Below are 24,738 nucleotides of genomic sequence, written 5' to 3' on the forward strand. Positions count from 1 at the left end.
TAGCACAAGGTGCTGGGCGTGAAGTGTGTCATGAACCGCGAATTTTAATCGTCGGGCTGGGCTTAATTGGTGGTTCGCTAGCAGCGGCGCTGCGCGCTTCTGGTTTTTCCGGGGAAATTATTGCCTGCGACCCTAATAAAGACGAGATTGCTCTAGGTATTGAGCTGGGGCTTGTTAACGCTGGCGGCACGCAGCTAGCTGAGCTGCTGGATGATGTTTCCATGGTGGTCCTGGCAGTGCCCGTACTGGCAATGGAAAGCGTGATGACCGCACTGGCCCAGGCGCTTCCTAACGCGGCTGATGATGTAGTGATCACCGATGTGGGTAGTACCAAAGCCACCATTCGTGAATGTGCCGAACGCGTGTTTGGTTACGTATTACCTAATATCGTCTTAGGGCATCCTATCGCGGGCTCAGAAAAGAGTGGTGTGGCAGCGGCCAACCCGACGCTTTATGTTAATCACAAAGTGATTCTGACGCCCGAACCTAACGTCGATGCTGATGCACTAGCACGCGTGGAAAAGCTCTGGCAGACGTGTGGTGCAGAAGTCTTGCAAATGAGCGTCGAGCGCCACGATCAGGTGCTGGCACGCACGAGTCACCTGCCGCACCTTTTGGCGTTCTCTCTAGTGGATACGCTGGCGCGTCAGGATGAGCGGCTGGATATTTTTCGTTACGCTGCGGGCGGATTTCGTGATTTTACCCGTATTGCAGGTAGCGACCCGGTCATGTGGCGGGATATTTTTATCGCCAACCGAGAAGCAGTGCTGTCGTCACTAGACGACTTTGAAGCAGGGTTAAAGCGTCTTCGTTGCGCCGTTGAAAGCGGTGATAGCGATGCGCTAATTGCAACGTTTGATCGTGCCAGCCACGCGCGACACTATTTTGATACGTTATTGAATAAAACCAGCTATCAGGCGGAATATCATATGCAACCACACGGTAAAGTGACTTATCGCGTGCAGCCAGGCGGAGAGGCGCAGGGTCGTCTTCGCGTGCCAGGCGATAAATCCATCTCCCATCGCTCTATTATGCTGGGTGCTCTGGCGGAAGGTGTGACGGAAGTAAAAGGCTTCCTGGAAGGTGAGGATAGCCTAGCGACTCTACAAGCTTTTCGCGAGATGGGCGTGGCCATTGAGGGGCCTCACCAGGGGCGAGTCACTATCCACGGTGTGGGCATGCAGGGTTTGAAAGCGCCCGCAGGGCCACTCTATGTAGGCAACTCCGGTACGGCTATGCGGCTCTTTGCCGGTTTGCTGGCGGGCCAATCTTTCGATAGCGAGCTGACCGGCGATGAGTCGCTCTCTAAGCGGCCGATGGGGCGTGTGGCAGATCCGCTGCGTCTGATGGGTGCTACCATCGATACCGCCGAAGGCGGCCGTCCGCCGTTAAAGATCCACGGCGGTGCGCCGCTGAAAGGTATTTACTACGACATGCCGATGGCCAGCGCGCAGGTAAAGTCATGCCTGCTGCTTGCTGGGCTCTATGCCGAAGGTGAAACCCGCGTGCGCGAGCCAGCTCCTACCCGTGACCATACCGAGCGTATGCTTAACGGCTTTGGATACGCCGTTTCACGCGAAGGGGATACCTGTTGGCTACAAGGTGGCGGACAATTAACGGCTGGGTCGATTGATGTGCCCTCCGATATTTCGTCAGCGACGTTCTTCCTTGTCGCAGCTGCCATTACGCCGGGCTCGGATATCACGTTAGAGCATGTAGGTATCAATCCAACCCGCATTGGTGTGATCAATATTTTGAAATTGATGGGCGCCGACTTAACGCTTGAAAACGAACGTGAAGTGGGTGGCGAGCCAGTGGCGGATATTCGTATTCGTTACGCGCCCCTAAAAAGTATTGATATTCCCGTCGATCAAGTGCCGCTGGCTATAGATGAGTTCCCGGCGCTATTCATCGCGGCGGCCAATGCTCATGGCACGACGCGCCTGCGCGGCGCGGAAGAGCTGCGGGTGAAAGAGTCCGACCGTATCCAGGCCATGGCCGATGGCCTTGCTGTGCTTGGCGTTGAGCATACGGTGGTGGAAGACGGTATCGATATTATTGGTAACGGCAACGACAGCGTGCCGAGCTATGGCGGCGGCCGTATCGATAGCTTGGGCGACCACCGTATTGCTATGGCGTTTGCCATTGCGTCGCTACGCGCAGGTGATGAAATCATTATTGACGACTGTGCGAATGTCGCTACCTCGTTCCCGGATTTTGTTGCGCTGGCGCAGCGCATTGGTATGAGTGTTAGCGTGGAGGGTGCTAATGACCGCTAAGGTACCTGTGCTGACAATCGATGGCCCCGGCGGTGCTGGCAAAGGCACGATTAGCAGCCTTGTGGCCGAGCGTTTAGGTTGGCACCTATTAGACAGTGGGGCACTTTATCGTCTAACGGCCCGGGCGGCCGTCAAGCATCATGTCGCCCTAGATGATGAGGCGGCACTGGCAGCGATTGCCACTAAGCTAGATGTTGCCTTTCCTGTGGTAGATGGTCAGCCTTGCACCTTGTTAGAGGGCGAAGACGTTGGGCAGGTGATTCGTACCGAGCAAGCAGGTGAACTTGCTTCTCAGGTCGCAGCACTGCCTAGTGTGCGCGCAGCACTACTTCAGCGCCAGCGAGATTTTTGCCAATTACCTGGACTGGTGGCAGACGGCCGCGATATGGGAACTGTCGTATTTCCCGAGGCGCCGTTGAAGGTTTTTCTCACCGCCAGCGCCGAAGAACGGGCTCGCAGAAGGCATCTACAGTTGCAGGAAGCAGGGGTGGATGCTAGTCTGTCGAGTCTTTTAAAGGAGATTCAGGCACGCGATGCACGCGATACGCAACGCAGTGTGGCTCCTCTCAAGCCGGCAGATGATGCCATTACGCTTGATACCACGCGCCTGAGCATACCGGAAGTGGTTGATCGGCTGACCGAACTGCTTGCCCAACGCGGCATGTCTAACGGCATTTGATTCTCCCTTGCGGCGTTTTTGGAAAGGTGTCACGACGTGGCAGGGCGATAACTCCATATCAGTGAGCCCGGTCAGGTCTAACCAGCGCTAACGCCTCCAAAAGCAGAGTGACATTAGGCCCGTACTCGCTGGTGGTACGGAGAAGGCAGTTATGCCTCAACAACGTTGATCACGTAGGAAAACCATGAGCGAAAGCTTTGCTGAACTGTTTGAACAGTCTCTTAACGACATCAACATGGAGCCAGGCGCTATCGTCGCGGCTCAGGTTGTCGACATTGACGGTGACTGGGTTACCGTTAACGCTGGTCTGAAATCCGAAGGTCAGATCCCTGCGGCACAATTCCGCGATGAGAATGGTGAACTGACCATCGCTATCGGTGACGACGTTCACGTTGCACTGGAAGCCGTTGAAGATGGCTTCGGTGAAACGCGTCTGTCCCGTGAAAAAGCCAAGCGCGCAGAAGCTTGGAAAATTCTGGAAGCAGCCTTCGAGAAAGACGAAATCGTCAAGGGCGTGATCAACGGTAAAGTCAAAGGCGGCTTCACTGTCGATGTCGACTCTATCCGTGCCTTCTTGCCGGGCTCTCTGGTTGACGTTCGTCCGGTTCGCGACACGGCACATCTGGAAAACAAAGAGCTGGACTTTAAAGTCATCAAGCTTGATCCGAAGCGCAACAACGTCGTTGTATCGCGTCGTGCCGTGCTGGAAGCAGAAAACAGTGCCGAGCGTGAAGCGCTGCTGGCCACTCTGCAAGAAGGTCAGCAAATCAAGGGTATCGTTAAGAACCTGACCGACTACGGTGCTTTCGTAGATCTGGGCGGCGTTGATGGCCTGCTGCACATCACCGACATGGCTTGGAAGCGTATCAAGCATCCGTCTGAAATCGTTGCCGTTGGCGACGAAATCAACGTCAAAGTGCTGAAGTTCGACCGTGAGCGCAACCGCGTTTCACTGGGTCTGAAGCAGCTGGGCGAAGATCCGTGGGTCAACATCAAAGAGCGTTACCCGGAAGGCACCAAAGTGCACGCGGTCGTCACTAATCTGACGGACTACGGCTGCTTTGCTGAGCTGGAAGAAGGCGTTGAAGGTCTGGTTCACGTGTCTGAAATGGACTGGACCAACAAGAACATTCATCCGTCTAAAGTCGTTCAAGTGGGCGATGATGTTGACGTGATGGTTCTTGATATCGATGAAGAGCGTCGTCGCATTTCTCTGGGTATCAAGCAGTGCACTGCTAATCCGTGGGAAACGTTCAACGCTGAATACAACAAGGGCGACCGTGTTTCCGGTACCATCAAGTCAATCACTGACTTCGGTATCTTTATCGGCCTTGAAGGCGGTATCGACGGTTTGGTTCACCTGTCCGACATCTCTTGGACAGAGACTGGCGAAGAAGCCGTTCGCAACTTCAAGAAAGGCGACGAAGCAGAAGCCGTTATTCTGTCTATCGACCCGGAGCGTGAGCGCATCTCCCTGGGTATCAAGCAAATGGATTCCGATCCGGTTGCTGAGTACCTGTCAGTGAATGACAAGGGCAGCATTGTTACCGGTCGCGTTGTAGAAGTTGACGCTAAAGAAGCACACGTTGAGCTGGCAACTGACGTTATTGCCATTCTTAAAGCGTCTGAAATTAGCGCAGACCGCGTTGAAGATGCACGCAATGTGCTGAACGAAGGCGACAGCGTTGAAGCGCGTATTGTCAGCGTCGATCGTAAGAGCCGTCAGATCAATCTGTCGGTGAAAGCGAAAGAGCAAGACGACACTCGTCAGAACCTGAAGAAACTGCGTGACCAAGAGCCGGAAGCAGCAGGTGGCCCGACCACTATCGGTGATCTGATCAAGCAGCAGATGGGTCAAGACTAAATTATTAGTTTTTCCTACTAAAACGCCGCCCAAAAGGGCGGCGTTTTTTTGCAAAAATTTTACACACTTTTCTTTGTTGGCTTAGTCAGAAGTAAGTGGATGATTGGGTTAATAAGCAAAGGCTTTAAAGCGCTATTGTGAATTGTAAAATTGTTTAGTAAATGGACCAAAATGAACTAGACTGTTGTCAATTACAGAGTTTAAGGCAATAATGTGTCCGCATCCTGAACTAATCGGTATTGAGTTGCCCAGCTGAATGCCATCGCAGTTAAAACCAAGCTAAAAGGATTTCCTATGTCACTGTTAAACGACTACATTCAAAAAGAGCAGCAGCTTAAACAGCTTCAAGAAGAGCTGCAGCGTCTTGAAGGCGACCAGCGCCTGAAAAGCGAGCTTGAGTTTAAAGCTAAACTTGAAGCACTGATGAACGAGTTTGGTAAGCGTCCTGCAGATGTAATTGCGCTTTTGGATCCGACTACTGATCAGCGCAGTGCCAAAGCAGCGCCGGCCGCCTCTGCTCGCCGTAAGCGTCGTTTAAAAATCTATAAGAACCCGCATACTGGTGAAGTGATCGAAACCCGTGGTGGGAACCATAAAGGTCTGCGTAGCTGGAAAGATGAGCATGGTGATGAAGCTGTCGAGTCCTGGTTCGTGCGCATGGAAGACTAAGTAGTTTAACCGGCATTTCTAATAGAAATGCCGGTTTTGTTTTTAGAGGGTTAGTTTCAAGCAGCGACCTAGAAGACTGGCTGGGAAGTCAGCAGGGTTTGGCACTACGGACTAGCCAACCACTAGTTCAGCATTAACCAGTTCAATAAATGTGCGTTGCTTCTCTCAGTAGTGGCACCCGCAGCTCTAAGTGATCGGGATGCCATAAAATCCGTGGAGATTCTCCACTAATGTGAAAGCGATGTTGTTGATTGAGCAGCGGCAGTAGCGTTGATGTCAATGCATCTGATAGCTCATCAAAATCATCAAAGCAGGTTTTTGCATAGTGTTGTGCAGGAATTTCAATGCGCCGGTAAGCAACTGGTAGGGCTAAATTTTCTGTATTTGCTGTGTGGGCTAAATAGAGGCCAATGTCAGTTCTTGACTTGCGTACCTTGGCGCCTGACTCAAGGGCGTCAACTTTGTCTGCGAGCAGGTCAGGTAGCGCTACTGTAGGTGTCGCACGCTGCTAAAAGACTGGCGATAATGCCTAGGCGTCAGCTGATAGCGCCGCTGAAATGCGCGCGAAAACGATGAATGGTTTGCATACCCGCAGCGAATGGCAATATGCGCTATATTTTGTGGGGTAAGCGATAGCAAGACCGCTGCTCGCTCTAAGCGCCTCTGCTCACGATAAGCGCTAGGAGAGGTGTTGAAGCAGTGACGAAATTGCCGCCGTATCTGTGACGCTGAATATCCCAAGTGATTAGCAAGGTCTTCTATACTTAGCGATTGGTCAAGCGTGTCCTGTAGCCAGATCTCAGCTCGCGACATTGCATTGAACATTATCTGGCCTCCCATGCGTGAGTCATACAGGTCAGTTGATAGCTTGCCTGTAATGCACCCTCCCGGTGCTTGTTGTTGCTGGTAACCTGGTGGTCCATGACTTTTATCGTTGCCACCAGTGTTTGAGTGTTATCTACAGAGCGGCCATCCATGGCTCGTGATGGAACGTGATGCGTTTGACGTTCGATAGATAGCCGGATAATCATTATTACCGATTAGTGGCTTCATCACGATGGTGTCTTTATGCTGCTAAGCTGAAGCAAAGGAAAGTTTGCTATGGGAGTTTACGCGTTTGTGCATAGTTTTTTTGTAAATAAAGTCTGTTTTGCAGACATATCGACCATCCCAAGTAAGGTGTAAATGAAACATCGATGAAATATCAAAAGGTTCAAAAACAACTGGATGAGCGTGAAAAGCTGCGTAAGTTTCGTGAGCTGGATGACGCCTTTGCGCAAGCATTGCGTCAGTTGGAAGATCCTGATAGTGACTTTGATATTCCAACAGGGCCCCCTGTACGCTCTTTAGCGGCGCTTGAGGCTGATGATCAGGCTGAGCGGCAGAAGGAACAGGATCTGCTGTTCAGCCAGCGCTTCAAGGCCTTGCTGAAGGAGTATGATTTATCAGAGGGTGGAGTAAGCGAACTGATACAGACGCTATTGGCCTACGGACTATGGGAGGTGGATCGCATGCCCGCCCAAAGTGGCAGTGGGCACTAACGGTAGCGATATACCCGCAAGCTAGGTAGAAATACGTCACTCTCCAGCTTTTCATCCCGACGCTTTGCCCGCGTACGCTGCGCGGGCGGCTCTAGGGGCGGCATTTTAATATGTGGCAAGCGATTTTCAGGGGCGGGAACAATAAGCGGCATGGCAATATTTAATGCGCGCCGGGTATGGCCGTCTTCTAGTGGTTCTGTAAAAAACAGGTTGCCGCGCATGAGCGGGGCTTGGTTTTGTACCTGTGCTAGCGGTTCGCTGCTTGGTATTCCCGCTAGTCTACGTAGCTGAATGCGGATATGTGGCGAGTCGGTATCTAACTGCAAGAGTTTTTGCTCTGCTTCTTGTACGGTAATTTTTTTTATTGAGCGGCCACTGCTATACCAAGCAAAGCGAACGCGCGATACCGGTGCCGGGGCAATAGGAAGGTGCCGCCAACACTGCTTAAGGTGCAAGCGCGCCAAGCCACCCTGACGCAGCACGTTATCCACGTCTGGGTGGCGTTGAGGCAAGCGGTGTTTGGCTTGGCTGAGTGTATTTGGCTGTGCCTGTTTAATATGCTGAAGCAGGTCGCTAATGTGTGCTTTAGCGCGGTTAACCGCCGTAAATTTTTCAAGTAATTCATCATCTGCTGCGATAAGCGCAATGTAGTTACGCGTCTCGCGCCCATCTTGGCCCTGCTGATGCCACATATCGAGCAGGGCTTGGCGTAGCCAAGACCTACCCCCAGGGTAGGGCTGAAAGTGCCATGTGGCTGATTGCTGCTGCTCATAATAAGTGGCTGCATGATCTATAGCTGCCATCAAGTCATCGAAACGGGCATCCAGCTCATGCAGCAAGTGGTAAACGGGCAGGGCATTATCGTTCATGGCAGAACACTCATGGGCTAAGAGAGCGGGGCGTCTCTATCCGCTTGGGCAAGCAGCGCGTCCAAATCGGCTTCATCCATCGCGGATTCGCCCGAAATGCGGTGAGACTCTTCCGCCCAAGCGCCTAGGTCAAGCAGCTGGCATCGTTTGCTGCAAAAAGGGCGGTAGGCGCTCTCTGGGCTCCAGACGACTGGCTTGCTGCATTGAGGGCAAGCGACCTCTAGCGGTGCATCGTTAGCGGGTGTTGGCATAGAACTCTCCTTGAGCTAGAGGTATTTATTTCGGTAGTGCTGATCAAGCTGCGTTACCTGTTGCATCATCGAAGCATGGTCTCCGCTGTTATCAATAACATCATTGGCCTTAGTAAGGCGCTCTTCACGGGGAAGCTGGGCGGCGAGAATAGCATGCACTTGAGCCTCGCTCACGTCGTCTCGCGCACGTGTCCGCGAAAGCTGCAGCTCAACGGGCACATCGACTACAACGGTGCGATCCACCAGCTTGTCTTGGCCTGACTCAAATAACAACGGCGATACCAGCAGCACATAAGGTGATTGGCGCTGTAAGCGCTCTAGATGTACGAGAATGCGTTCGCGCACGCGAGGATGGGTCACCGACTCCAGCCATTTGCGCTCGGTAGGGTTGTCAAACACAATGCTGCGCAAAGCTGCACGGTTTAACGTGCCGTCAGCGTGTAGTACATCATTTCCGAAGTGTTCTCTGATAGCCGCTAGCGCTGGTTCGCCAGGCATGACGACTTCCCTGGCCACATCGTCGGCGTCTACCCAGCCGATTCCCAGCGAACCAAACGCCCGAGCAACGGTAGACTTACCGGAACCGATACCGCCTGTTAACCCAACAATCATGGCTGTTCCCTAAATAGTGGCGCTGCTATCGTCATGGGCATAGATAATAGCTGGCCACAGTAAGATGGACGAAATGACCAATGCTAATATAGCAGTGACGTATAGAGCGCCATCAGCTCATCGCCCGCTAATAAGCAAACCCAACCCGCCAGGGCTAGAAAAGGGCCAAAAGGCAGCGGCTGGCCGCGCAAATGAGGGGAGCTGGCTTGCGCCGCCAAGCCCACAAGGGCACCAATGCCTGCCGATACGATCAACAGTAATGGCAGCATGGGCCAACCGACCCAGGCGCCTAACGCCGCTAGCAGCTTAAAATCGCCAAACCCCATACCCTCTTTGCCCGTTAATAGCTTAAACAGCCAGTAAAAGCTCCAGAGGATTAAGTAGCCAGCCATGGCGCCGATTACCGCGCTGGGCAACATAATGGGCTGAAAGATCAGCTGATAGAGCAAGCCCGCCCAGAGCAAGGGCAGGGTTAACATATCCGGCAGCAAATACGTACGAAAATCGATAACCGCCAGCGCCAAAAGTGTTAAGCAGGCCGCATAAATAAACAGGGCGCTTGCTGTTGTGCCATAAAGCGCCACAACGGCCACTGCTAATAGCCCGCCCATCAGTTCAACCAGTGGGTACTGTGCACTAATGGGAGATTGGCAGTTTGCGCACTTACCGCGCCGTTTTAACCAGCCAAGCAGCGGTAAGTTATCATGCCACGCAATCGGATGCTCGCAGCGCGGGCACATCGAGCCAGGGGTTGCGAGATTAAAGCGGGGCGCTGTTTCTGCCGGAAACTCCAGCGAAGCTAGGGCTTCATTGCGCCAGCGCCTCATCAGCATGACCGGTAGGCGAGTAATCACCACATTTAAAAAGCTGCCAAAACAAAGCCCGAGTAGAAGAGCAGGCGCCCACTCGAGCGGTGAAGGGAGATACATAAATGTCCTTTTTAACTGCCTGAAAATAGGAGAGGCCACCGTGGGCAGCGCATGTAGAAAACGGCTATAACGCAGAGCCTAAATTGAAAATTGGCAAGTACATGGACACGACAACACCGCCGACTAATAAGCCCAACACAACGATAATAACGGGTTCCATTAACGATGTGAGTGCATCCACTTTGTTATCAACTTCCTCTTCGTAATAATCTGCCACTCGATTCAGCATGGCATCTAAAGAGCCTGCCTCCTCACCGATACTGACCATTTGAACCGCCAGGGCTGGGAAACGATTTGTCATGCGCATCGCAAAATGTAATTGCTGCCCCGTCGCCACGTCTTGGCGAGTTTGCACCACGGCGTGTTCGTAAACCTTATTGCCGGTTGCTCCGGCGGCTGTGTCTAACCCTTCTACCAGTGGGACACCGGAAGAAAATGTGGTGGCCAATGTGCGAGAAAAACGCGCAACCGCAGATTTATGCATGATGTCGCCGATAATCGGTAATCGAAGTAGTAATGCATGCATGCGGTAAGCGATATTTGGTGAACGCTGGATGCCTTGCTTAAGCAAGAATATGGCCGCTACCAGCGCGCCAAATGCTGTTAGCCAGTACTGTTGGGCAAGCTTCGATAGATTTACCGTCATTTGCGTAAGCGCAGGTAGTTCCGCCCCGAAGCTTTGAAACATACTTTCAAATTCAGGTACCACTTTCACCAGAAGCAGCATGGTAACCGCAATACCAATCGCCATGACCGCAGTGGGATACCACAGTGCCTTTTTAACACGTGCTTTCAGGGATTCTACTTTCTCTTTATAGGTTGCAACGCGATCCAGCATTTGATCTAGGGCGCCTGCTTGTTCACCAGCATCTACCAAGTTAACAAACAGGCGGTCAAAATGTTTTGGGTGTTGGCGAAGCGCATCCGAGAAGCTAGCGCCAGAAGACACATCGCTCATCATTTGCTGTATCAGGGCCACCATGGCGGGTTTTTTTAGGCTTTCAGCGACTACTTGAAGCGCTTGTAAAAGTGGGATGCCTGCTCGAATCATGGTGGCCATTTGACGCGCAAACACCATGATGTCGTTAGGGTTGATGCGGCCGTTGCCGCCAATGCTGCCTTTTTTGCTGATACGCCGAATATCAATATTTTGTTTGGCGAGTTCGGCGGTGACTTCCGCTTTGCTGCGGCCGATCATTTCGCCGCTTAACGTTCTGTTTTGGGGGCCTTTGCCTATCCACTTCCAGCGCGATAACTTGATGGCGGGAGTTTGGCGCCTACGAGCACGTTTAGCCATGCCTTACTCCTTACTTACGCGGTTAATCTCTTCAAGGCTGGTGATACCTTGCATGACTTTTAATAGGCCGCTGCGATGGAGACTGGGATAGCCCTCCCTGCGGGCCTGCTGGTCAATTTCTAGCGAATTAGCATCGCGCATGATGAGCTGACGCATCGATTCTGTAATGGGAACAACTTCATAGATACCAATCCGCCCTTTGTAACCTTGGGTGCAGTGTTTACAACCCACGGCTTTATATAGGGTGGCTTGGTTAATCTCCTCATTGTTTAGCCCCTCTTTTTGAAGCGCCTTACGCGGTATTTCAATGGGCTCTTTGCAATGGTGGCAAAGTTTACGCGCTAAGCGCTGTGCAATAATTAAACTAACGGCGCTTGCAATGTTGAAGGACGAAACGCCCATATTGGCTAATCGTGTGAGTGTTTCGGCTGCCGAGTTAGTATGCACCGTAGAGAGCACCAAGTGGCCGGTTTGGGCAGCTTTTACCGCAATGTCCGCTGTTTCCAGGTCGCGTATTTCTCCCACCATCACAACGTCCGGGTCCTGGCGAAGGAAGGCGCGCAGGGCGCTGGCAAAGTCGAGGCCGATCTTGGGTAGAATGTTTACCTGGTTAATGCCATCTACTTTGATTTCTACGGGGTCTTCGGCCGTACAAATATTGCGCTCTACTTTATTAAGGATATTAATCCCCGTATAAAGCGAAACGGTTTTACCGCTGCCGGTCGGCCCCGTCACCAAAATCATGCCCTGGGGCTGTTTAAGCGTATGTTCATACAGAGCGCGCTGCTCATCGGTGAAACCTAACTGCTCAATGCCTAGCTGAGCCGCCGTAGGGTCTAAAATCCGCAGCACCAGCTTTTCACCGTATACCGTAGGTAGCGAGTTAACCCGAAAATCGAGAGAGCGCGTTCGCGAGAGCTTGAGTTTTATCGCGCCATCCTGGGGTAGACGGCGCTCCGAAATATCCAGCCGAGCCATAATTTTAAGGCGAGCTGCAATACGGTGGCGCATGGCAAAGGGCGGTCTAGCAACTTCAATCAGCATGCCATCAACGCGAAAACGGACGCGGTAGAGCGTTTCATAAGGCTCGAAATGAATATCAGAGGCCCTTTGGCGAATGGCGTCTAATAAAATCTTATTAACAAACTTGACGATGGGCGCATCTTCGCTACTCTGCGACGCTTCCTCAAGAGGAACTTCGTTGCCGTCACTGTTTTGTACAATGTTTAACGAACTCACCGCGTCGTCAATGCCATCCAGCTCATCCAGCATGCCGCGTTCGTTCTGAGCGAGATAGTTATTAAGTGCAACGGTGATTTGATCCACCGGAGCAAGCACACCTTCTATGCTTAATCCTGTGGCAAACTGGAGCTCATCTAGCTGGGTAAGCGTTGCTGGATAAGGCACCGCGACGGTTAGGCGGTGGCCATGACGGGCCAGGGGCAGCACATTAAGGTTTTGCAATACTTTAACGGGGTAGTCGGCGGCGGGTGGCAACGTAGTAAGGCGCAGCGCCTCAAGGTCGATAACCGGAAGACCATACTCCCATCCCGCTGCTACGGTAGCTGCAACAGGGTCGGCCAGCCCGCTTTCAATAACGTGTTGAAGCAGCGAAATTTCGAGATCAGAGGCCGTCGACTGTGCGGTGGCCGCTTGTGCATCGCTTAACACACCGTGTTTAACCAACCGCTGGGCAATGCCGCGCAGGCCGCCGTGAGCTGCCGCGTGGCTAAGTGTCGATTCAAAAGAGGGATTAGACATGCACGACCTGTGGTAGCAAAGTGGTCAGAATGCGCATACTTGTACCATACTAAGGCTACTGGCGGCACCACGCTTTTCTAAGCTCACGCGTTCGTACAAATGAACGAAGTAGTGGGCCAAATGTAGTTGAAAAAACACTGTGCGTAAGCTAGTGTAACTAATGTACATTAATTTTGCTTGGCAATACTTGCCAAGCAAAATCTCCTTGGAGATTTTTAGATGCAAACAACTGCAAAAAATGTGTTTCGCAATCTCAAGCAGGGCGGTTTCACGCTGATTGAGCTGATGATCGTCGTCGCGATCATCGGCGTATTGGCATCTATCGCCGTGCCGCAGTATCAGAACTACACTGCTCGTGCCCAAGCGAGCGAAGGGCTTTCGGTGACGGCGGGCGTTCGCGCGGACGTCGCAGAGCAGTATTCCTTAACTGGCGCAATGCCTCAAGCAAGTGATTTTGCCAATGCTGCTGATCTCGGCATTACCGGTCGTTATGTAGGAAATGTTGCATATAGTGGAGGTGGGAGTAATGAAGGAGTAATTACTGTTACTTTCAACGATGATAGCGCTCTTGGTAATGGGAATACCATGAAAATTTCAACTAGTAATCCGCAGTCAGGTTGGGTATGTGCGGTTGGTGACAATAATCCAATAGAAGAAAATCATCTACCAGCCGGCTGTAAAGACTAATACTGACGAATAAAGAAATTGTAAAAGGGGCTGTTTTGAAAGCCCCTATCTTTGGGAGGGAAATGGTATGAAAGGAACTCAACGCGGTTTTACTTTAATTGAATTAATGATTGTGGTGGCCATTATTGGCGTGTTGGCTTCTATCGCAATTCCGCAATATCAAAACTACACCGCACGTGCGCAAGTATCAGAGGCCTTCAATTTGGCCTCCGCTTACAAAACCGCCATAAGTGAATACTATTCGGTGAGAGGTCAGTTCCCTGAGAGTAATGAAGATATAGGTATGCCAACTGATGGCAGTCGAAGTGGCAATAGTGGTGAAACTAGTGATGACCGCTATGTTGGCTACATCGGTGTTTGGCCGGCCGCTGGTGATTATACTGCACGCGTTGTGATGGAGATGAGCGATAATGCGAATAGCGCGATAGCCGGAAAATGGGTTGTGATGGAGTCTCAGTTCTCTGAAGGAGCAATTCAGTGGAGTTGCCGGACAACCACAGGAGCAGGTAATGCCATGGATGAAAAATACCTACCTGGCTCGTGCCGCGATCAAAAAGATTAATGCCACATGCGTAAAATAAATCAGTTGGGTTAGTGGTCCTGTATGTCAGCAAAACAAAATGGTATTGATGAGAAGTATCTCCCCGGAAGCTGTCGAGGCACGCCATCTAGTTTCTGACCTTCACCATTTCCTGCGCATTGTTGTTCTAAACTAAAGCTCCCTGATCACAGTGGAGCTTTTTTATGAGCCGTTTACTACATCAACTCTTGATCGGCGCTAGCGCGCTGTTGCTAAGCAGTACCGCGTTGGCCCAACCCGCCCATGCGCCAGCCCACGGCGCTCGGGATAACGCTTCCCAGGCAGAGCGCTACCGAGGCGGTGAGGGCGGCCGCCATGAAAGCGGCTCCCGTCGTTCCCATAGCGGTGGCTATGTGGATTTACCGCGTATTAACGAGCGCGAGCTGTTGCGACTGCTGCGCCGCCACGATGCCCCCCGTGCGGAACCGTTACCCCCTGGTATTCAGCGCAATTTAGAGCGGGGCAAGCCCTTGCCGCCCGGCATTGCTAAGCGCTTTGACGGCCCAATTGCCCGTGAGCTGCCCCGTTACCCGGGATACGAATGGGAGCGTGTTGGCGCTGATGTGGTGTTAATTGAAGCCGCGACTCGGGTGGTGGTCGATGTGTTGGTGGATGCTTTGCGCTAAGCCGTTCCCATGTGTTGGAGCGTTATGGTAATGCCATGGATCAACGCTTATGCTGAGAAACAACCAACCCCCCACTGAGGAGCGAACATGGCGGTTTATACCCTGGAAGCGCGGCTGGCACTGGCCATAGAGATTGCCGAAGAGGCTGGGCAGATGATTCGTAATGCCCGAGAGCAGCAAGGGTTTAGCCAGCGGCTGAAAGGAGGGGTCGAGCTAGTTACTGATGTGGACGTTGCCGTCGACACGCTCATTAGCCAGCGCCTGGAGGAGTACTTCCCAGAGGAAGCAAGGTTAAGCGAGGAGCTAAGCCCGGAGCATGCGCTGCATACCCCCACCGAGCAGCTCTGGGTTGTGGATCCGATTGATGGCACCGTTAATTTTGCCCAGGGCCTGCGCCATGTGGCGGTATCAATCGGCTGGATGGAGCAGGGGGTAGGTAAAGTAGGCGTGATACATGCGCCGTTTTTAGGTGAAACCTTTAGTGCAGCAGAGGGCCTAGGCGCATTCTGCAATCAGCAGCCGATTCAGCCGAGCGGCGCTGAGACCCTTGAAAGCACGCTAGTAGGTACCGGCTTTCCCTATCAAAAAGAGCAGCGTAAAAAACTTCTGCCACGCTTAGAAGCAGTACTCACAGGCTGTCAGGATGTCCGGCGTAATGGTTCAGCGGCGCTGGATTTGTGTGATGTGGCCTGCGGTCGTTTAGATGCCTACTACGAAAGCGTATCGCCCTGGGATTTTGTGGCGGGTTGGGTCATTGCTCGCGAAGCAGGCGCGCGGGTGGGGCATTTAAGCGGGGTGCCTGACGGTGTACCGGCAGACCTCTACCCGGAGCAGTTGCTAGTAACTACCCCCAAGGTTTACGACGCCATGGCGTCCTTATTAAAAGCAGCCGACCACGCTTAGTGGCAAGCGATTGAAAAGAAAGCGCAAAAAGTGCTTTTCATTTGGCGTATAAAACGCTAGTATACGCACCGTCTTGAGGCAAATGCCAAACAGACATCGGAGTGTGGCGCAGCTTGGTAGCGCGTTGCAATGGGGTTGCAAAGGTCGCAGGTTCGAATCCTGTCACTCCGACCAATACTAAAACGGTCGCTTGCGTTTATCGCAGCGGCCGTTTTTTATGCCTGCTATTTCGGCTCAAAAATTGGCCCCAGCGATAGGGGCCAAGGCGTGTTTGGGACTGTAGTACTAATTACTCCCAGTTACCTCGCTCGATAAATGTTGTTTCCCCATTTGCTCCGTTGGAGAAGGGCCATTAACCTTGCGCTTTATGGTCGGCGAGTGCTGTAGCCACCGCTTCTTCCCATTGGCCTGCGGTAATGTCCCAATGCTCCATTTCCGCTTGGTCGGGTGAACCTTCCGCAGCGCTATTGAGCTCTTCTGCGGAGTAGCGCTCAAAACAGTGCTTCGCAAAAGCTTTGGTTTTGCCATCTTGCAACTGGTTAATCATTTCCATGTATGACTCCTTTCCTTGATAAGAATCTGCCAATAATCGCGAGTGACTGCGCGGTTATTGCAGGCTTCAGTGTAGCGGCTCTCGCATCATTGTGCAGAGTGTTAACGCAATGATGTTATGTCAGCAGGGCATCCAAGATGATTTTCAGTGCGATGCTCGCCAACAAACACATAATGAGATTATCAAACCAGCGGTGGGGTAACCGCCTGCCAAGTTGTGCACCAATAGGCATGGCGGCGAGTATTACAAGCAATGCGCCCAGGCTGTAGAGCGTGCGCTCACCCGTAAGAATGCCAGCACTGAGTAGTGCAGGTATTTGCACGAGGGTAATGGCAACGAAAAATACCGAAATTGAGCCAATAAAAACGCGACGCTCAAGCTGCATGGCATTCAAAAAAGTGACTGAGGCAGGGGCTGACATGCCCGCAGCGCCTTGAAGCACACCCGCCAACAAACCGACGGGGAGTACAATTCGCTTTGCGACCGTAAAGGGTAGCGCTGCGGTACGCTTGGCCAGCTTGATGATGAGATACAAAAGGATTGCTGCAGCGACGCCTAGCGATAGCAGTGTTGGTGAGAGCGCTACTAGCCCCCAGGTGCCAAGTACAATGCCAGCGCCACCGGCTACGGCAAATGAGAGTAGAAAGCGCAGGGGGAGAAGGTGCTGGCGGTACTGCCATACCTGAAGCGCATTGCTAAAAAGATTGGGAGCTACCAACACTGCAATGGCCAGCTTAACGTCATAAAGCATGGTCAATACAGGTACAACGACCACCGGCACTCCCGAGCCAATTGCTCCCTTAATAATCCCCGCAATGGCGAAAGTGAGCAGTGCAATAATCACGGCGAGTTTCCTTGAGCAGGCATCATGGGCGATACCTGCTATGGGTGAGCGCTAAGGGCCTATTTAAGCACGTAGCAGGGCGTATAGGGTTGTCCATCAAGCTTCATGCGCCCTTGGGCAACAAAGGAGCTAAGCAACGCGTCTAAACGCTGCATCAATTCTGGCTCAGCGGTGAGCTCGAAGGGGCCATGAGCTTCAATGGCGCGAATGCCTGGCTCTTTCACGTTACCCGCCACAATGCCGGAGAAAGCGCGCCTTAGGTTGGCGGCCAGCTCGTGGGTGGGCTGCTGGCGGTGAAGGGCCAGGCCGCGCATCGCTTCGTGGGTGGGCTCAAAGGGTGCTTGAAACTCACGGGCGATGGTTAAGCGCCAGTTGTAGTAGAAGGCGTCTTGATGTTGGCGGCGGAAATCGGCAATTTGGTCAATGCCTTCGCGCATTGTGCGAGCAACGGCCACCGGGTCGCCCGTAATAATGGTGTAGTAGCGGCGAATCTCTTCACCGAGGGTGTATACCAGGAATTCATCGATTTTCTGAAAGTAAGCCGCGGAGTTGGCAGGGCCGGTAAAGATGAGGGGGAAGGGGATCTCCCGGTTGCTGGGGTGCAACAGAATACCCAGCAAATAGAGAATCTCTTCTGCGGTGCCCACGCCACCGGGGAAGACAATAATGCCGTGGCCTAGACGCACAAACGCTTCTAGACGTTTCTCGATATCCGGCATGACGACGAGCTCGTTAACGATGGGGTTAGGTGCTTCGGCAGCGATAATACCGGGCTCCGAGATGCCCAGGTAACGGCCATCTTTACGGCGCTGTTTGGCATGCGCTACGTTGGCTCCTTTCATCGGGCCTTTCATAGCCCCAGGCCCACAGCCGGTGCAGATATCTAAATCGCGCAATCCTAGGTGGTAGCCCACATCCTTAGTGTACTCGTACTCTTCCCGGGAAATAGAGTGGCCACCCCAGCACACCACTAAGCTGGGGTCGCGACCGGGCTTAAGCGTGCCTGCCTTGCGCAGAATATGGAATACCGCATTGGTGGTGCCTTCGCCCGTACTGAGATCAAAGCGCTTGTGGTGCTGAATTTCGTTATAAACATACACAATGTCGCGAATAATGGACGAGAGATGTTCGCGGATACCGCGAATCATGCGTCCATCTACAAACGCTTCTGCTGGCGCGTTAGTCAGCTTTAGGCGAATGCCGCGATCTTGCTGCAGTACTTCAATGTCGAAATCTTTATAGGCTTCGAGAATGGCCAAGCTGTCATCAGTAGCGCTACCGCAATTAAGTACGGCAAGCGCGCAGCGGCGCAGTAAATCGTGCAAACCACTTTTAGACGTGCTCTTGAGCCGATTAACCTCATGCTGCGAGAGGACTTCAAGGCTTCCTTCAGGAGAAATAATGCTGGAAATCGTGGCACGAGGCGCTGGGGTTTGCGTCATTAGTCTGGCTGTCCCTAAGAGTGTTAGTAACGAACCTGCATACTAGCACGGCGCTTGGCGCTGTTCAGCAATGCGGCTAAGCGCCCGTCTTAGCAGCGTTTGTGCTACGCTAGGGGCCTGCTATCGCACACGGCTGCGGGTGCGATAGCACGTTACAATAGTGCTTCACGTCAGCGCCTTACGATGATGGATAATGAGGATGTTGCTTAAACCCTATGTTTAATGCCCAATACTTTCGGACGTTTATAACGTTAGTGGAAACCGGCAGTTTCACACGAACGGCGCGTCGTTTAGAGATGACGCAGCCTGGGGTTAGCCAGCATATTCGTAAGTTGGAGAGCTATCTTGGCAAAACGTTGTTAGAGCGCCGTGGCAGAAGTTTTACCCTGACCGAATCGGGCCGCCGTGCCTATGATTACGCACTTAAGCTGTTTGCCGAGCATGAGCAGTTTCGGCATGGCTTGGATGATGACTCGTTGGATAGCGGCGAATGCCGGATTGCATCACCCGGCAGCGTAGGGCTGATGTTTTATCCCTATATTCTCGGTCAGCAGCAGATGCATCCCAACCTGACCGTTAACTATAGCTTTGCGTTCAACCATGAGATCGTCAACGACCTGCTTGAAGGCCGCTACGATATCGGTATCGTGACCGAGCAGGTCAATCACCCTGAGCTCACTTGCACGGTATGGCATAAAGAGCCGCTCTGCTTGGTCGTACCTGCCGATTTCGCAGGCAGTACGCTGTCAGAGTTAATGGGTATCGGTTTTATCAACTACTACGATGGGATTAACCACGCCAACGCGCTGCTGCGGGCGAACTATCCCGATGAATTTCGCTCCATGACTCATTTCCGTCATCAAGGGTTCACCAATGAAGTGAGCATGGTGCTGGACGCAGTGGCGAGGGGGCTTGGCTTTACGGTGGTCTCGCGCTTAGTGCTCGAAACATCGCCGTGGCAGCGGCAGGTGAAGGCGTTAGCGCTTCCCCAAGCGATTAACGAAGTGCTCTATCTTCTTCGTCGGCAAGATTCTGTCCTACCTAAACGCTATGAAAAGCTGTTGAACGGCTTTCATGATCAGCGTCTCCAAGAAAAAACGCCCCTGATACCCGAGTAAACGGGCCAGAGGCGTTTCCTATCGCGCTATGGATATTGCTTAACGGCGATACTCGTCAATGCTGGGGCAAGAGCAGATCAACTGCCTATCACCAAAGACGTTATCGACGCGATTCACTGAGGGCCAGTATTTCGACGCCATCACTGCTTCGGTGGGGAAGGCACCTAGCTGGCGGTCATAAGGCCGCTCCCATGCGCTATCCATTAGGTCGGCTTGTGTGTGTGGCGCATTCACCAGCGGGTTATTATCCAGCGGCCACTCGCCGCTCTCTACCCGTGCAATCTCTTCACGAATTGCAATCATTGCATCGCAGAAGCGGTCAATTTCGTAGAGTGATTCAGATTCCGTGGGCTCAATCATCAGCGTACCCGGCACCGGGAACGACATGGTGGGGGCATGGAAGCCGTAATCCATCAAACGTTTGGCGATATCTTCTTCACTAATACCAGACGCGCTCTTCAGCGGACGAATATCAATGATGCACTCATGGGCGACATTGCCGTTCTGGCCGCGATAGAGAATCGGATAGGACGCTTCTAAACGCTTAGCAATATAGTTGGCGTTAAGAATGGCCAGCTCGGTGGCTTCACGCAGGCCACGGGCACCCATCATCTTAATGTACGCCCACGAGATCGGCAGAATGGAAGCGCTACCAAAGGCTGCCGCCGACACCGCGCCGCTCTCCGGGTTAACGCCGTTGATGGGCGTCACCACATGGTTAGGTACAAACGGGGTAAGGTGCGCTTTAACGCCGATCGGGCCCATACCTGGACCACCGCCTCCGTGGGGGATGCAGAATGTTTTGTGCAAGTTCAGATGAGACACGTCGCCGCCGAAGTCGCCAGGGCGAGTGAGGCCAACCTGAGCATTCATGTTAGCGCCATCGACGTAAACTTGGCCGCCATGCTGGTGCACCACTTCGCATACTTTGCGAACGTGCGACTCAAAGACGCCGTGGGTGGACGGGTAGGTAATCATCACCGCTGAAAGCCGCTCGCTGTGCTGCTCAGCTTTGCGGGTCAAATCCTCTAAATCGATGTTGCCGTTGGCATCGCACTCCACCACCACCACTTCCATGCTCAGCATGGCGGCAGAGGCCGGGTTAGTGCCGTGGGCGGAGCTTGGAATCAAGCACACATCACGATGAGCTTCACCTTGCGCTGCCTGATAGCGGCGAATCGCCAGCAAGCCCGCGTATTCACCCTGCGCGCCTGAGTTAGGCTGCATCGAGATATGGTCATAGCCGGTGACTTCGACTAAGAACGCTGCCAGCTCATCAATCATCTGATGGTAGCCCGCCACCTGATCACGCGGCGCAAATGGGTGCAGGTTGGAAAACGCAGGCCATGAGACAGGAATCATCTCGCTAGTCGCGTTGAGCTTCATGGTGCAGGAACCCAGCGGGATCATGGCATGGGCCAGCGATAGGTCTTTGTTCTCAAGACGCTTTAGGTAGCGCAGCATTTCGGTTTCGCTGCGGTAGCGATTGAAGGTTGGATGTTCAAGAAAATCGCTTTCCCGCTGGTAGGCGGCCGGAATACCGCTCAGCTTATCGGTCACTACCTGGTCATCCAACACTGCCACGGCCAGACCATGCTCATCGCCCAGCAGGACGTCGAATAGGGCGGCGACATCGTGAGCGGTGGTCGTTTCATCAAGGCTGATACCCACATCGCCATTGGCGAAGTAGTGCAGGTTGATGTCGTGGGTCATGGCGCGGCCGTGAATCTTGCCCGCGTCTACCTGGGTAAGGCGTAGCGTATCGAACCAGGTGTTATTCGCTAGTTGAACGCCGGCTTGCTGTAAGCCGGTAGCCAGCACAGTAGTCAGGCGGTGAACGCGACCGGCAATTTTGCGTAGGCCTTCTGCGCCATGATAGGTGGCGTAGAAACCGGCAATATTGGCTAGTAGCGCTTGTGCGGTACAGATATTCGACGTTGCTTTCTCACGGCGAATGTGCTGCTCGCGGGTTTGCATGGCCATACGCAGCGCGGTTTTGCCACGGCTGTCTTTAGAGACGCCGATAATCCGCCCTGGGATTGAGCGCTTGAGTTTGTCGGAGGTAGCGAAGAACGCCGCATGTGGACCGCCAAAGCCCATGGGCACGCCAAAGCGCTGCGAGTTACCTACGACAATATCTGCACCCATCGCGCCCGGCTCTTTCAGCAGCACCAGGCTAAGCAGGTCGGTGGCCACGCAGGTCATAATGCCGCGCTCTTGAGCCGCCTTTAGCATCGGGGCTAAGTCGCTGACGCTGCCGCTGGCAGAGGGGTACTGAACCAGAGCGCCAAACACATCGTGTTCGGCAAGGCTTTCGGCGGGGCCGGTGATCAGCTCAAAGCCAAAGAACTCGGCACGGGTTTTGACGACATCTAACGTTTGCGGAAAGAGGTCGTCAGCCACGAAGAACGCGTTCGACTTGCTCTTTTTATTGCCGCGCTTACACAGTGCCATGGCTTCTGCGGCGGCGGTGGCCTCATCCAGCAGGGAAGCGTTGGCAAGCTCCATGCCGGTTAAATCCAGAATCACCTGCTGGAAGTTTAGCAATCCCTCCAGACGGCCCTGGGAAATTTCGGGCTGGTAAGGCGTGTAAGCGGTATACCAACCGGGATTTTCCAGCACGTTGCGCTGAATCACTGCGGGCATGTGGGTGTTGTAGTAACCCTGGCCAATATAGCTTTTGCTGACGCGGTTCTGGCGCGCTAACTGGCTCAAATATTCAAGGGCTTCCGCTTCACTGCGGGGGTCGTCAAGGGCAAGTTCGCGACCTAGGCGAATATCGCTAGGCACGGTTTGCTCAATTAGGTCTTCCATGCGCTGCATATTGAGCGCTTTTAACATGGTGGCGACATCATCGGGGCTGGGCCCGTTATGGCGTTTGATAAAAGCATCGTGGTCGGCCAGTTCGGCCAAACGGCGTGATTCAAAAGGCATGGGGGAGATTCCGGACGTAATGAGAAAACCGTGCAGAGGCGATAATAAAGCGCCTGCCGCAGGGGCAGGCGCTTTGGCTACATGACTTAGGTGTCGGCGCTCAGCGTCGCTTGATACGCATCGGCATCTAAGAGACCTTCAAAGGCTTGGTCGGTAACACGCACTTTCATAATCCAGCCGCCTTCATAGGGGGCGTCGTTCACCGTTTCGGGAGCGTCTTCGAGGGCTTCGTTCACTTCAATTACTTCGCCATTGACCGGCGAGTAAAGGTCAGAGGCCGCTTTCACGGATTCAATGACGCCAAACTCTTTCCCTTTGCTTAGGGATTGGCCAACTTCGGGCAGTTCAACAAATACCACATCGCCTAGCGCTTCTTGCGCGTGGTCGGTGATGCCGATGGTGACGGTGCCATCTTGATGATCAAGCACCCATTCATGGCTGGCAGCGTAACGAAGGTTGGCAGGAAGATTGCTCATAGTGATTCCCTTATAAAATCAGTGGACAGAACGAAAGCATACTAGCGCTTGTCGTTCGCCTTGGCGACTGTGGCCAGCTCGCAGTGAGCGTAAGTGGGTATATGGTACCGTGTTTCTTATCGGAAACAAATTTCTTCATAGCCTCCAAAAGGCTAAAAATGGATGCTCTTTTTCTGTTGTTTCAGTGCGCCAGCCAGTTTCAAAAAGAGCAGCTTTCTCTATCAGCAGGCGACATTGGCATGGAAGCGCACTAAGAAAATGGTGTAAAACATACCCATCATCCGTTTTTCCAGCGTTAATTAAGCGCTATGGTGGGAACGCTTGGTGATTCCATCTGCTATCGGATGGAGCGGGTGAACAACCTAACCTTCATAACAAATGCATTAATCAATTGGGTAAGGAGAGTCGTGTGGAAACGTTAACAAGCCTATTAGGGGCCATTAACGGAGTGGTGTGGGGCCCGTTAATGCTGATCCTGCTATTGGGGGTGGGTATCTACCTGCAGATTGGCTTGAAACTGATGCCGATACGTAAACTCGGCATGGGTTTCAAGCTAATGTGGCAAGGCCGCGATGCCAAGCCATCCGATAAAACCTCTGCAAAACCCAGCGATGAGGGGGAAATTTCTCCCTTTAACGCGTTGATGACAGCACTGTCTGCGACGATTGGTACCGGTAATATTGCCGGTGTGGCAACGGCCATCGCATTAGGTGGCCCAGGTGCTGTGTTCTGGATGTGGATTACCGCACTGGTGGGTATGGCGACCAAGTTTGCCGAGGCAGTGCTGGCAGTACGCTACCGGGAAACCGATAGCACCGGCTATCACGTGGGTGGGCCGATGTTCTACATCAAAAATGGTCTGGGCCGTAAGTGGCTGTGGCTGGGCGGTCTGTTCTCGTTCTTTGGCGCGGTGGCGGCCTTCGGGATTGGTAATACCGTACAGTCTAACTCCGTGGCTGACGCCATGGATGCCACCTTTGGTGTTCCTCACTGGTTAACCGGCGTTATCATCATGGTACTGGCCGGTGCAGTGATATTGGGTGGCATCAAGCGCATTGCCAAGGTGGCTGGTAAGCTGGTACCGGTGATGGGCATTGCTTATGTGTTTGCGGGCTTGCTGGTGCTGATCGTTAATGCGGGCCAAATCGGTGACGCCTTTGGGCTGATCTTCTACTACGCCTTCAACCCCATGGCAGCAGCCGGTGGCTTTGCCGGTGCTGCGGTAATGGCCGCCATCCGCTTTGGCGTGGCGCGGGGTATTTTCTCCAATGAAGCAGGTCTGGGCAGTGCACCGATTGCTCACGCTGCTGCGCAGACGAAAAACCCGGTTCGTCAGGGCTTGATTGCCATGCTGGGTACGTTCATTGATACCATCATCGTGTGCACCATCACGGCGCTGGTGATCTTGACCTCTACCGTGTGGATGGAAGGCGAAGCGGGCGCTTCGCTCACCGCGCTCTCCTTTGATGCGGCGCTGCCTGGCTTTGGTAATCAGATCGTGGCCATTGCGCTAGCAATCTTTGCTTTTACCACCATTCTTGGCTGGTCGTTTTACGGTGAGAAATGCTGCCAGTTCCTGTTCGGTACGCGCTCTATTATGCTGTACCGAGTGCTGTTCGTACTGGCTATTCCGCTGGGTGCAATTGCGCAATTGGGCTTTATCTGGCTGATGGCAGACACCTTCAACGCGATGATGGCGATTCCTAACCTCATTGCCCTGGCGCTGCTGTCTCCGGTTGTCTTTAAGCTCACTCGGGATTATTTCGCTGGTAAGGACGTGCTGCCGGGTGAAGCCCTGGATCATGATAAATAAGGCCTGCCTGT

At 53.1% G+C, this 24,738-nt stretch carries 23 protein-coding genes and 1 tRNA gene; 12 read left to right on the forward strand and 12 right to left on the reverse strand.

Annotated elements, in window-relative coordinates:
• Nucleotides 1-23: 23 nt before the first annotated feature.
• The 4 genes from L1249_RS10785 (at nt 24) to L1249_RS10800 (ending at nt 5,491) form a co-directional block, all read left to right on the forward strand.
• On the forward strand, nt 24-2,279 hold the full coding sequence (locus L1249_RS10785) for a bifunctional prephenate dehydrogenase/3-phosphoshikimate 1-carboxyvinyltransferase (RefSeq protein ID WP_062360759.1): 2,256 nt from the start codon (nt 24-26) through the stop codon (nt 2,277-2,279).
• Entirely contained in the window at nt 2,269-2,958 is a 690-nt protein-coding gene (cmk, locus tag L1249_RS10790; protein WP_044627968.1) for a (d)CMP kinase, read from the forward strand. The genes L1249_RS10785 and cmk overlap by 11 nt, the downstream gene beginning before the upstream one ends.
• Nucleotides 2,959-3,142: 184 nt before the next feature.
• Nucleotides 3,143-4,822 carry a 30S ribosomal protein S1 gene (gene rpsA, locus L1249_RS10795; RefSeq protein ID WP_044627967.1) on the forward strand — a complete coding sequence of 560 codons (1,680 nt, stop codon included), beginning with the start codon at nt 3,143-3,145 and terminating at the stop codon, nt 4,820-4,822.
• Between the two features lie 294 nt (nt 4,823-5,116).
• Entirely contained in the window at nt 5,117-5,491 is a 375-nt protein-coding gene (locus tag L1249_RS10800; RefSeq protein ID WP_054641181.1) for a histone-like nucleoid-structuring protein, MvaT/MvaU family, read from the forward strand.
• 486 nt (nt 5,492-5,977) lie between these two features.
• Here L1249_RS10800 and L1249_RS10805 read toward each other — a convergent pair whose 3' ends face one another.
• On the reverse strand, nt 5,978-6,331 hold the full coding sequence (locus L1249_RS10805) for a helix-turn-helix domain-containing protein (RefSeq protein ID WP_307725468.1): 354 nt from the start codon (nt 6,329-6,331) through the stop codon (nt 5,978-5,980).
• Nucleotides 6,332-6,687: 356 nt separating this feature from the next.
• On the opposite strand from L1249_RS10805, the gene L1249_RS10810 reads away from it, so the two are divergent.
• Nucleotides 6,688-7,032 carry a hypothetical protein gene (locus tag L1249_RS10810; RefSeq protein WP_062360729.1) on the forward strand — a complete coding sequence of 115 codons (345 nt, stop codon included), beginning with the start codon at nt 6,688-6,690 and terminating at the stop codon, nt 7,030-7,032.
• On the opposite strand, the gene L1249_RS10815 is transcribed toward L1249_RS10810, so the two are convergent.
• The 6 genes from L1249_RS10815 to pilB all read right to left on the reverse strand — a co-directional run bounded on the left by L1249_RS10815 (nt 7,029) and on the right by pilB (nt 12,751).
• Nucleotides 7,029-7,901 (reverse strand): DNA replication terminus site-binding protein, encoded by an 873-nt coding sequence (locus L1249_RS10815; RefSeq protein ID WP_044627964.1) that lies wholly within the window; start codon nt 7,899-7,901, stop codon nt 7,029-7,031. The two genes, L1249_RS10810 and L1249_RS10815, sit on opposite strands and share 4 nt — an antisense overlap.
• A gap of 17 nt (nt 7,902-7,918) precedes the next feature.
• Entirely contained in the window at nt 7,919-8,152 is a 234-nt protein-coding gene (yacG, locus tag L1249_RS10820; RefSeq protein ID WP_044627963.1) for a DNA gyrase inhibitor YacG, read from the reverse strand.
• 15 nt (nt 8,153-8,167) lie between these two features.
• Complete coding sequence (coaE, locus tag L1249_RS10825; RefSeq protein WP_062374429.1) at nt 8,168-8,764, reverse strand: dephospho-CoA kinase; 597 nt, start codon at nt 8,762-8,764, stop codon at nt 8,168-8,170.
• Between the two features lie 83 nt (nt 8,765-8,847).
• Complete coding sequence (locus L1249_RS10830) at nt 8,848-9,693, reverse strand: prepilin peptidase (protein WP_137092929.1); 846 nt, start codon at nt 9,691-9,693, stop codon at nt 8,848-8,850.
• Nucleotides 9,694-9,757: 64 nt separating this feature from the next.
• On the reverse strand, nt 9,758-10,990 hold the full coding sequence (locus L1249_RS10835; RefSeq protein ID WP_062374433.1) for a type II secretion system F family protein: 1,233 nt from the start codon (nt 10,988-10,990) through the stop codon (nt 9,758-9,760).
• A gap of 3 nt (nt 10,991-10,993) precedes the next feature.
• Complete coding sequence (gene pilB / locus L1249_RS10840) at nt 10,994-12,751, reverse strand: type IV-A pilus assembly ATPase PilB (RefSeq protein ID WP_228168604.1); 1,758 nt, start codon at nt 12,749-12,751, stop codon at nt 10,994-10,996.
• Nucleotides 12,752-12,970: 219 nt separating this feature from the next.
• On the opposite strand from pilB, the gene L1249_RS10850 reads away from it, so the two are divergent.
• The 5 genes from L1249_RS10850 (at nt 12,971) to L1249_RS10875 (ending at nt 15,721) form a co-directional block, all read left to right on the forward strand.
• A complete protein-coding gene (locus L1249_RS10850) occupies nt 12,971-13,438 on the forward strand; it encodes a pilin (protein WP_286701340.1) in 468 nt (155 codons plus the stop codon).
• A gap of 67 nt (nt 13,439-13,505) precedes the next feature.
• Nucleotides 13,506-14,000, forward strand: a complete 495-nt coding sequence (locus L1249_RS10860) for a pilin (RefSeq protein WP_137092935.1) — start codon at nt 13,506-13,508, stop codon at nt 13,998-14,000.
• A gap of 182 nt (nt 14,001-14,182) precedes the next feature.
• Nucleotides 14,183-14,644 (forward strand): anti-virulence regulator CigR family protein, encoded by a 462-nt coding sequence (locus L1249_RS10865; RefSeq protein WP_235253578.1) that lies wholly within the window; start codon nt 14,183-14,185, stop codon nt 14,642-14,644.
• An 87-nt stretch (nt 14,645-14,731) separates the two neighbouring features.
• Complete coding sequence (locus L1249_RS10870) at nt 14,732-15,547, forward strand: inositol monophosphatase family protein (RefSeq protein ID WP_235253579.1); 816 nt, start codon at nt 14,732-14,734, stop codon at nt 15,545-15,547.
• A 97-nt stretch (nt 15,548-15,644) separates the two neighbouring features.
• Nucleotides 15,645-15,721: transfer RNA gene (locus L1249_RS10875), tRNA-Pro, on the forward strand.
• A gap of 178 nt (nt 15,722-15,899) precedes the next feature.
• On the opposite strand, the gene L1249_RS10880 is transcribed toward L1249_RS10875, so the two are convergent.
• The 3 genes from L1249_RS10880 to ppnN all read right to left on the reverse strand — a co-directional run bounded on the left by L1249_RS10880 (nt 15,900) and on the right by ppnN (nt 18,386).
• Nucleotides 15,900-16,100, reverse strand: coding sequence for a hypothetical protein (locus L1249_RS10880; RefSeq protein ID WP_235253580.1), 201 nt, complete (start codon nt 16,098-16,100; stop codon nt 15,900-15,902).
• 115 nt (nt 16,101-16,215) lie between these two features.
• Nucleotides 16,216-16,944, reverse strand: a complete 729-nt coding sequence (locus tag L1249_RS10885) for a sulfite exporter TauE/SafE family protein (RefSeq protein WP_062360747.1) — start codon at nt 16,942-16,944, stop codon at nt 16,216-16,218.
• Nucleotides 16,945-17,003: 59 nt separating this feature from the next.
• Complete coding sequence (gene ppnN / locus L1249_RS10890) at nt 17,004-18,386, reverse strand: nucleotide 5'-monophosphate nucleosidase PpnN (protein ID WP_058577970.1); 1,383 nt, start codon at nt 18,384-18,386, stop codon at nt 17,004-17,006.
• Nucleotides 18,387-18,601: 215 nt separating this feature from the next.
• Here ppnN and L1249_RS10895 point away from each other — a divergent pair, with 215 nt between their 5' ends.
• Entirely contained in the window at nt 18,602-19,504 is a 903-nt protein-coding gene (locus L1249_RS10895) for a LysR family transcriptional regulator (RefSeq protein ID WP_044630534.1), read from the forward strand.
• 39 nt (nt 19,505-19,543) lie between these two features.
• Here L1249_RS10895 and gcvP read toward each other — a convergent pair whose 3' ends face one another.
• Nucleotides 19,544-22,438 (reverse strand): aminomethyl-transferring glycine dehydrogenase, encoded by a 2,895-nt coding sequence (gcvP, locus tag L1249_RS10900; RefSeq protein WP_235253581.1) that lies wholly within the window; start codon nt 22,436-22,438, stop codon nt 19,544-19,546.
• A gap of 86 nt (nt 22,439-22,524) precedes the next feature.
• On the reverse strand, nt 22,525-22,914 hold the full coding sequence (gene gcvH / locus L1249_RS10905) for a glycine cleavage system protein GcvH (protein WP_058577968.1): 390 nt from the start codon (nt 22,912-22,914) through the stop codon (nt 22,525-22,527).
• Nucleotides 22,915-23,323: 409 nt separating this feature from the next.
• On the opposite strand from gcvH, the gene L1249_RS10910 reads away from it, so the two are divergent.
• Nucleotides 23,324-24,727 carry an alanine/glycine:cation symporter family protein gene (locus tag L1249_RS10910; RefSeq protein ID WP_235253583.1) on the forward strand — a complete coding sequence of 468 codons (1,404 nt, stop codon included), beginning with the start codon at nt 23,324-23,326 and terminating at the stop codon, nt 24,725-24,727.
• Nucleotides 24,728-24,738: the final 11 nt, after the last annotated feature.

Source organism: Halomonas sp. Cn5-12 (assembly GCF_021532545.1).
Lineage (GTDB): Bacteria > Pseudomonadota > Gammaproteobacteria > Pseudomonadales > Halomonadaceae > Vreelandella > Vreelandella aquamarina.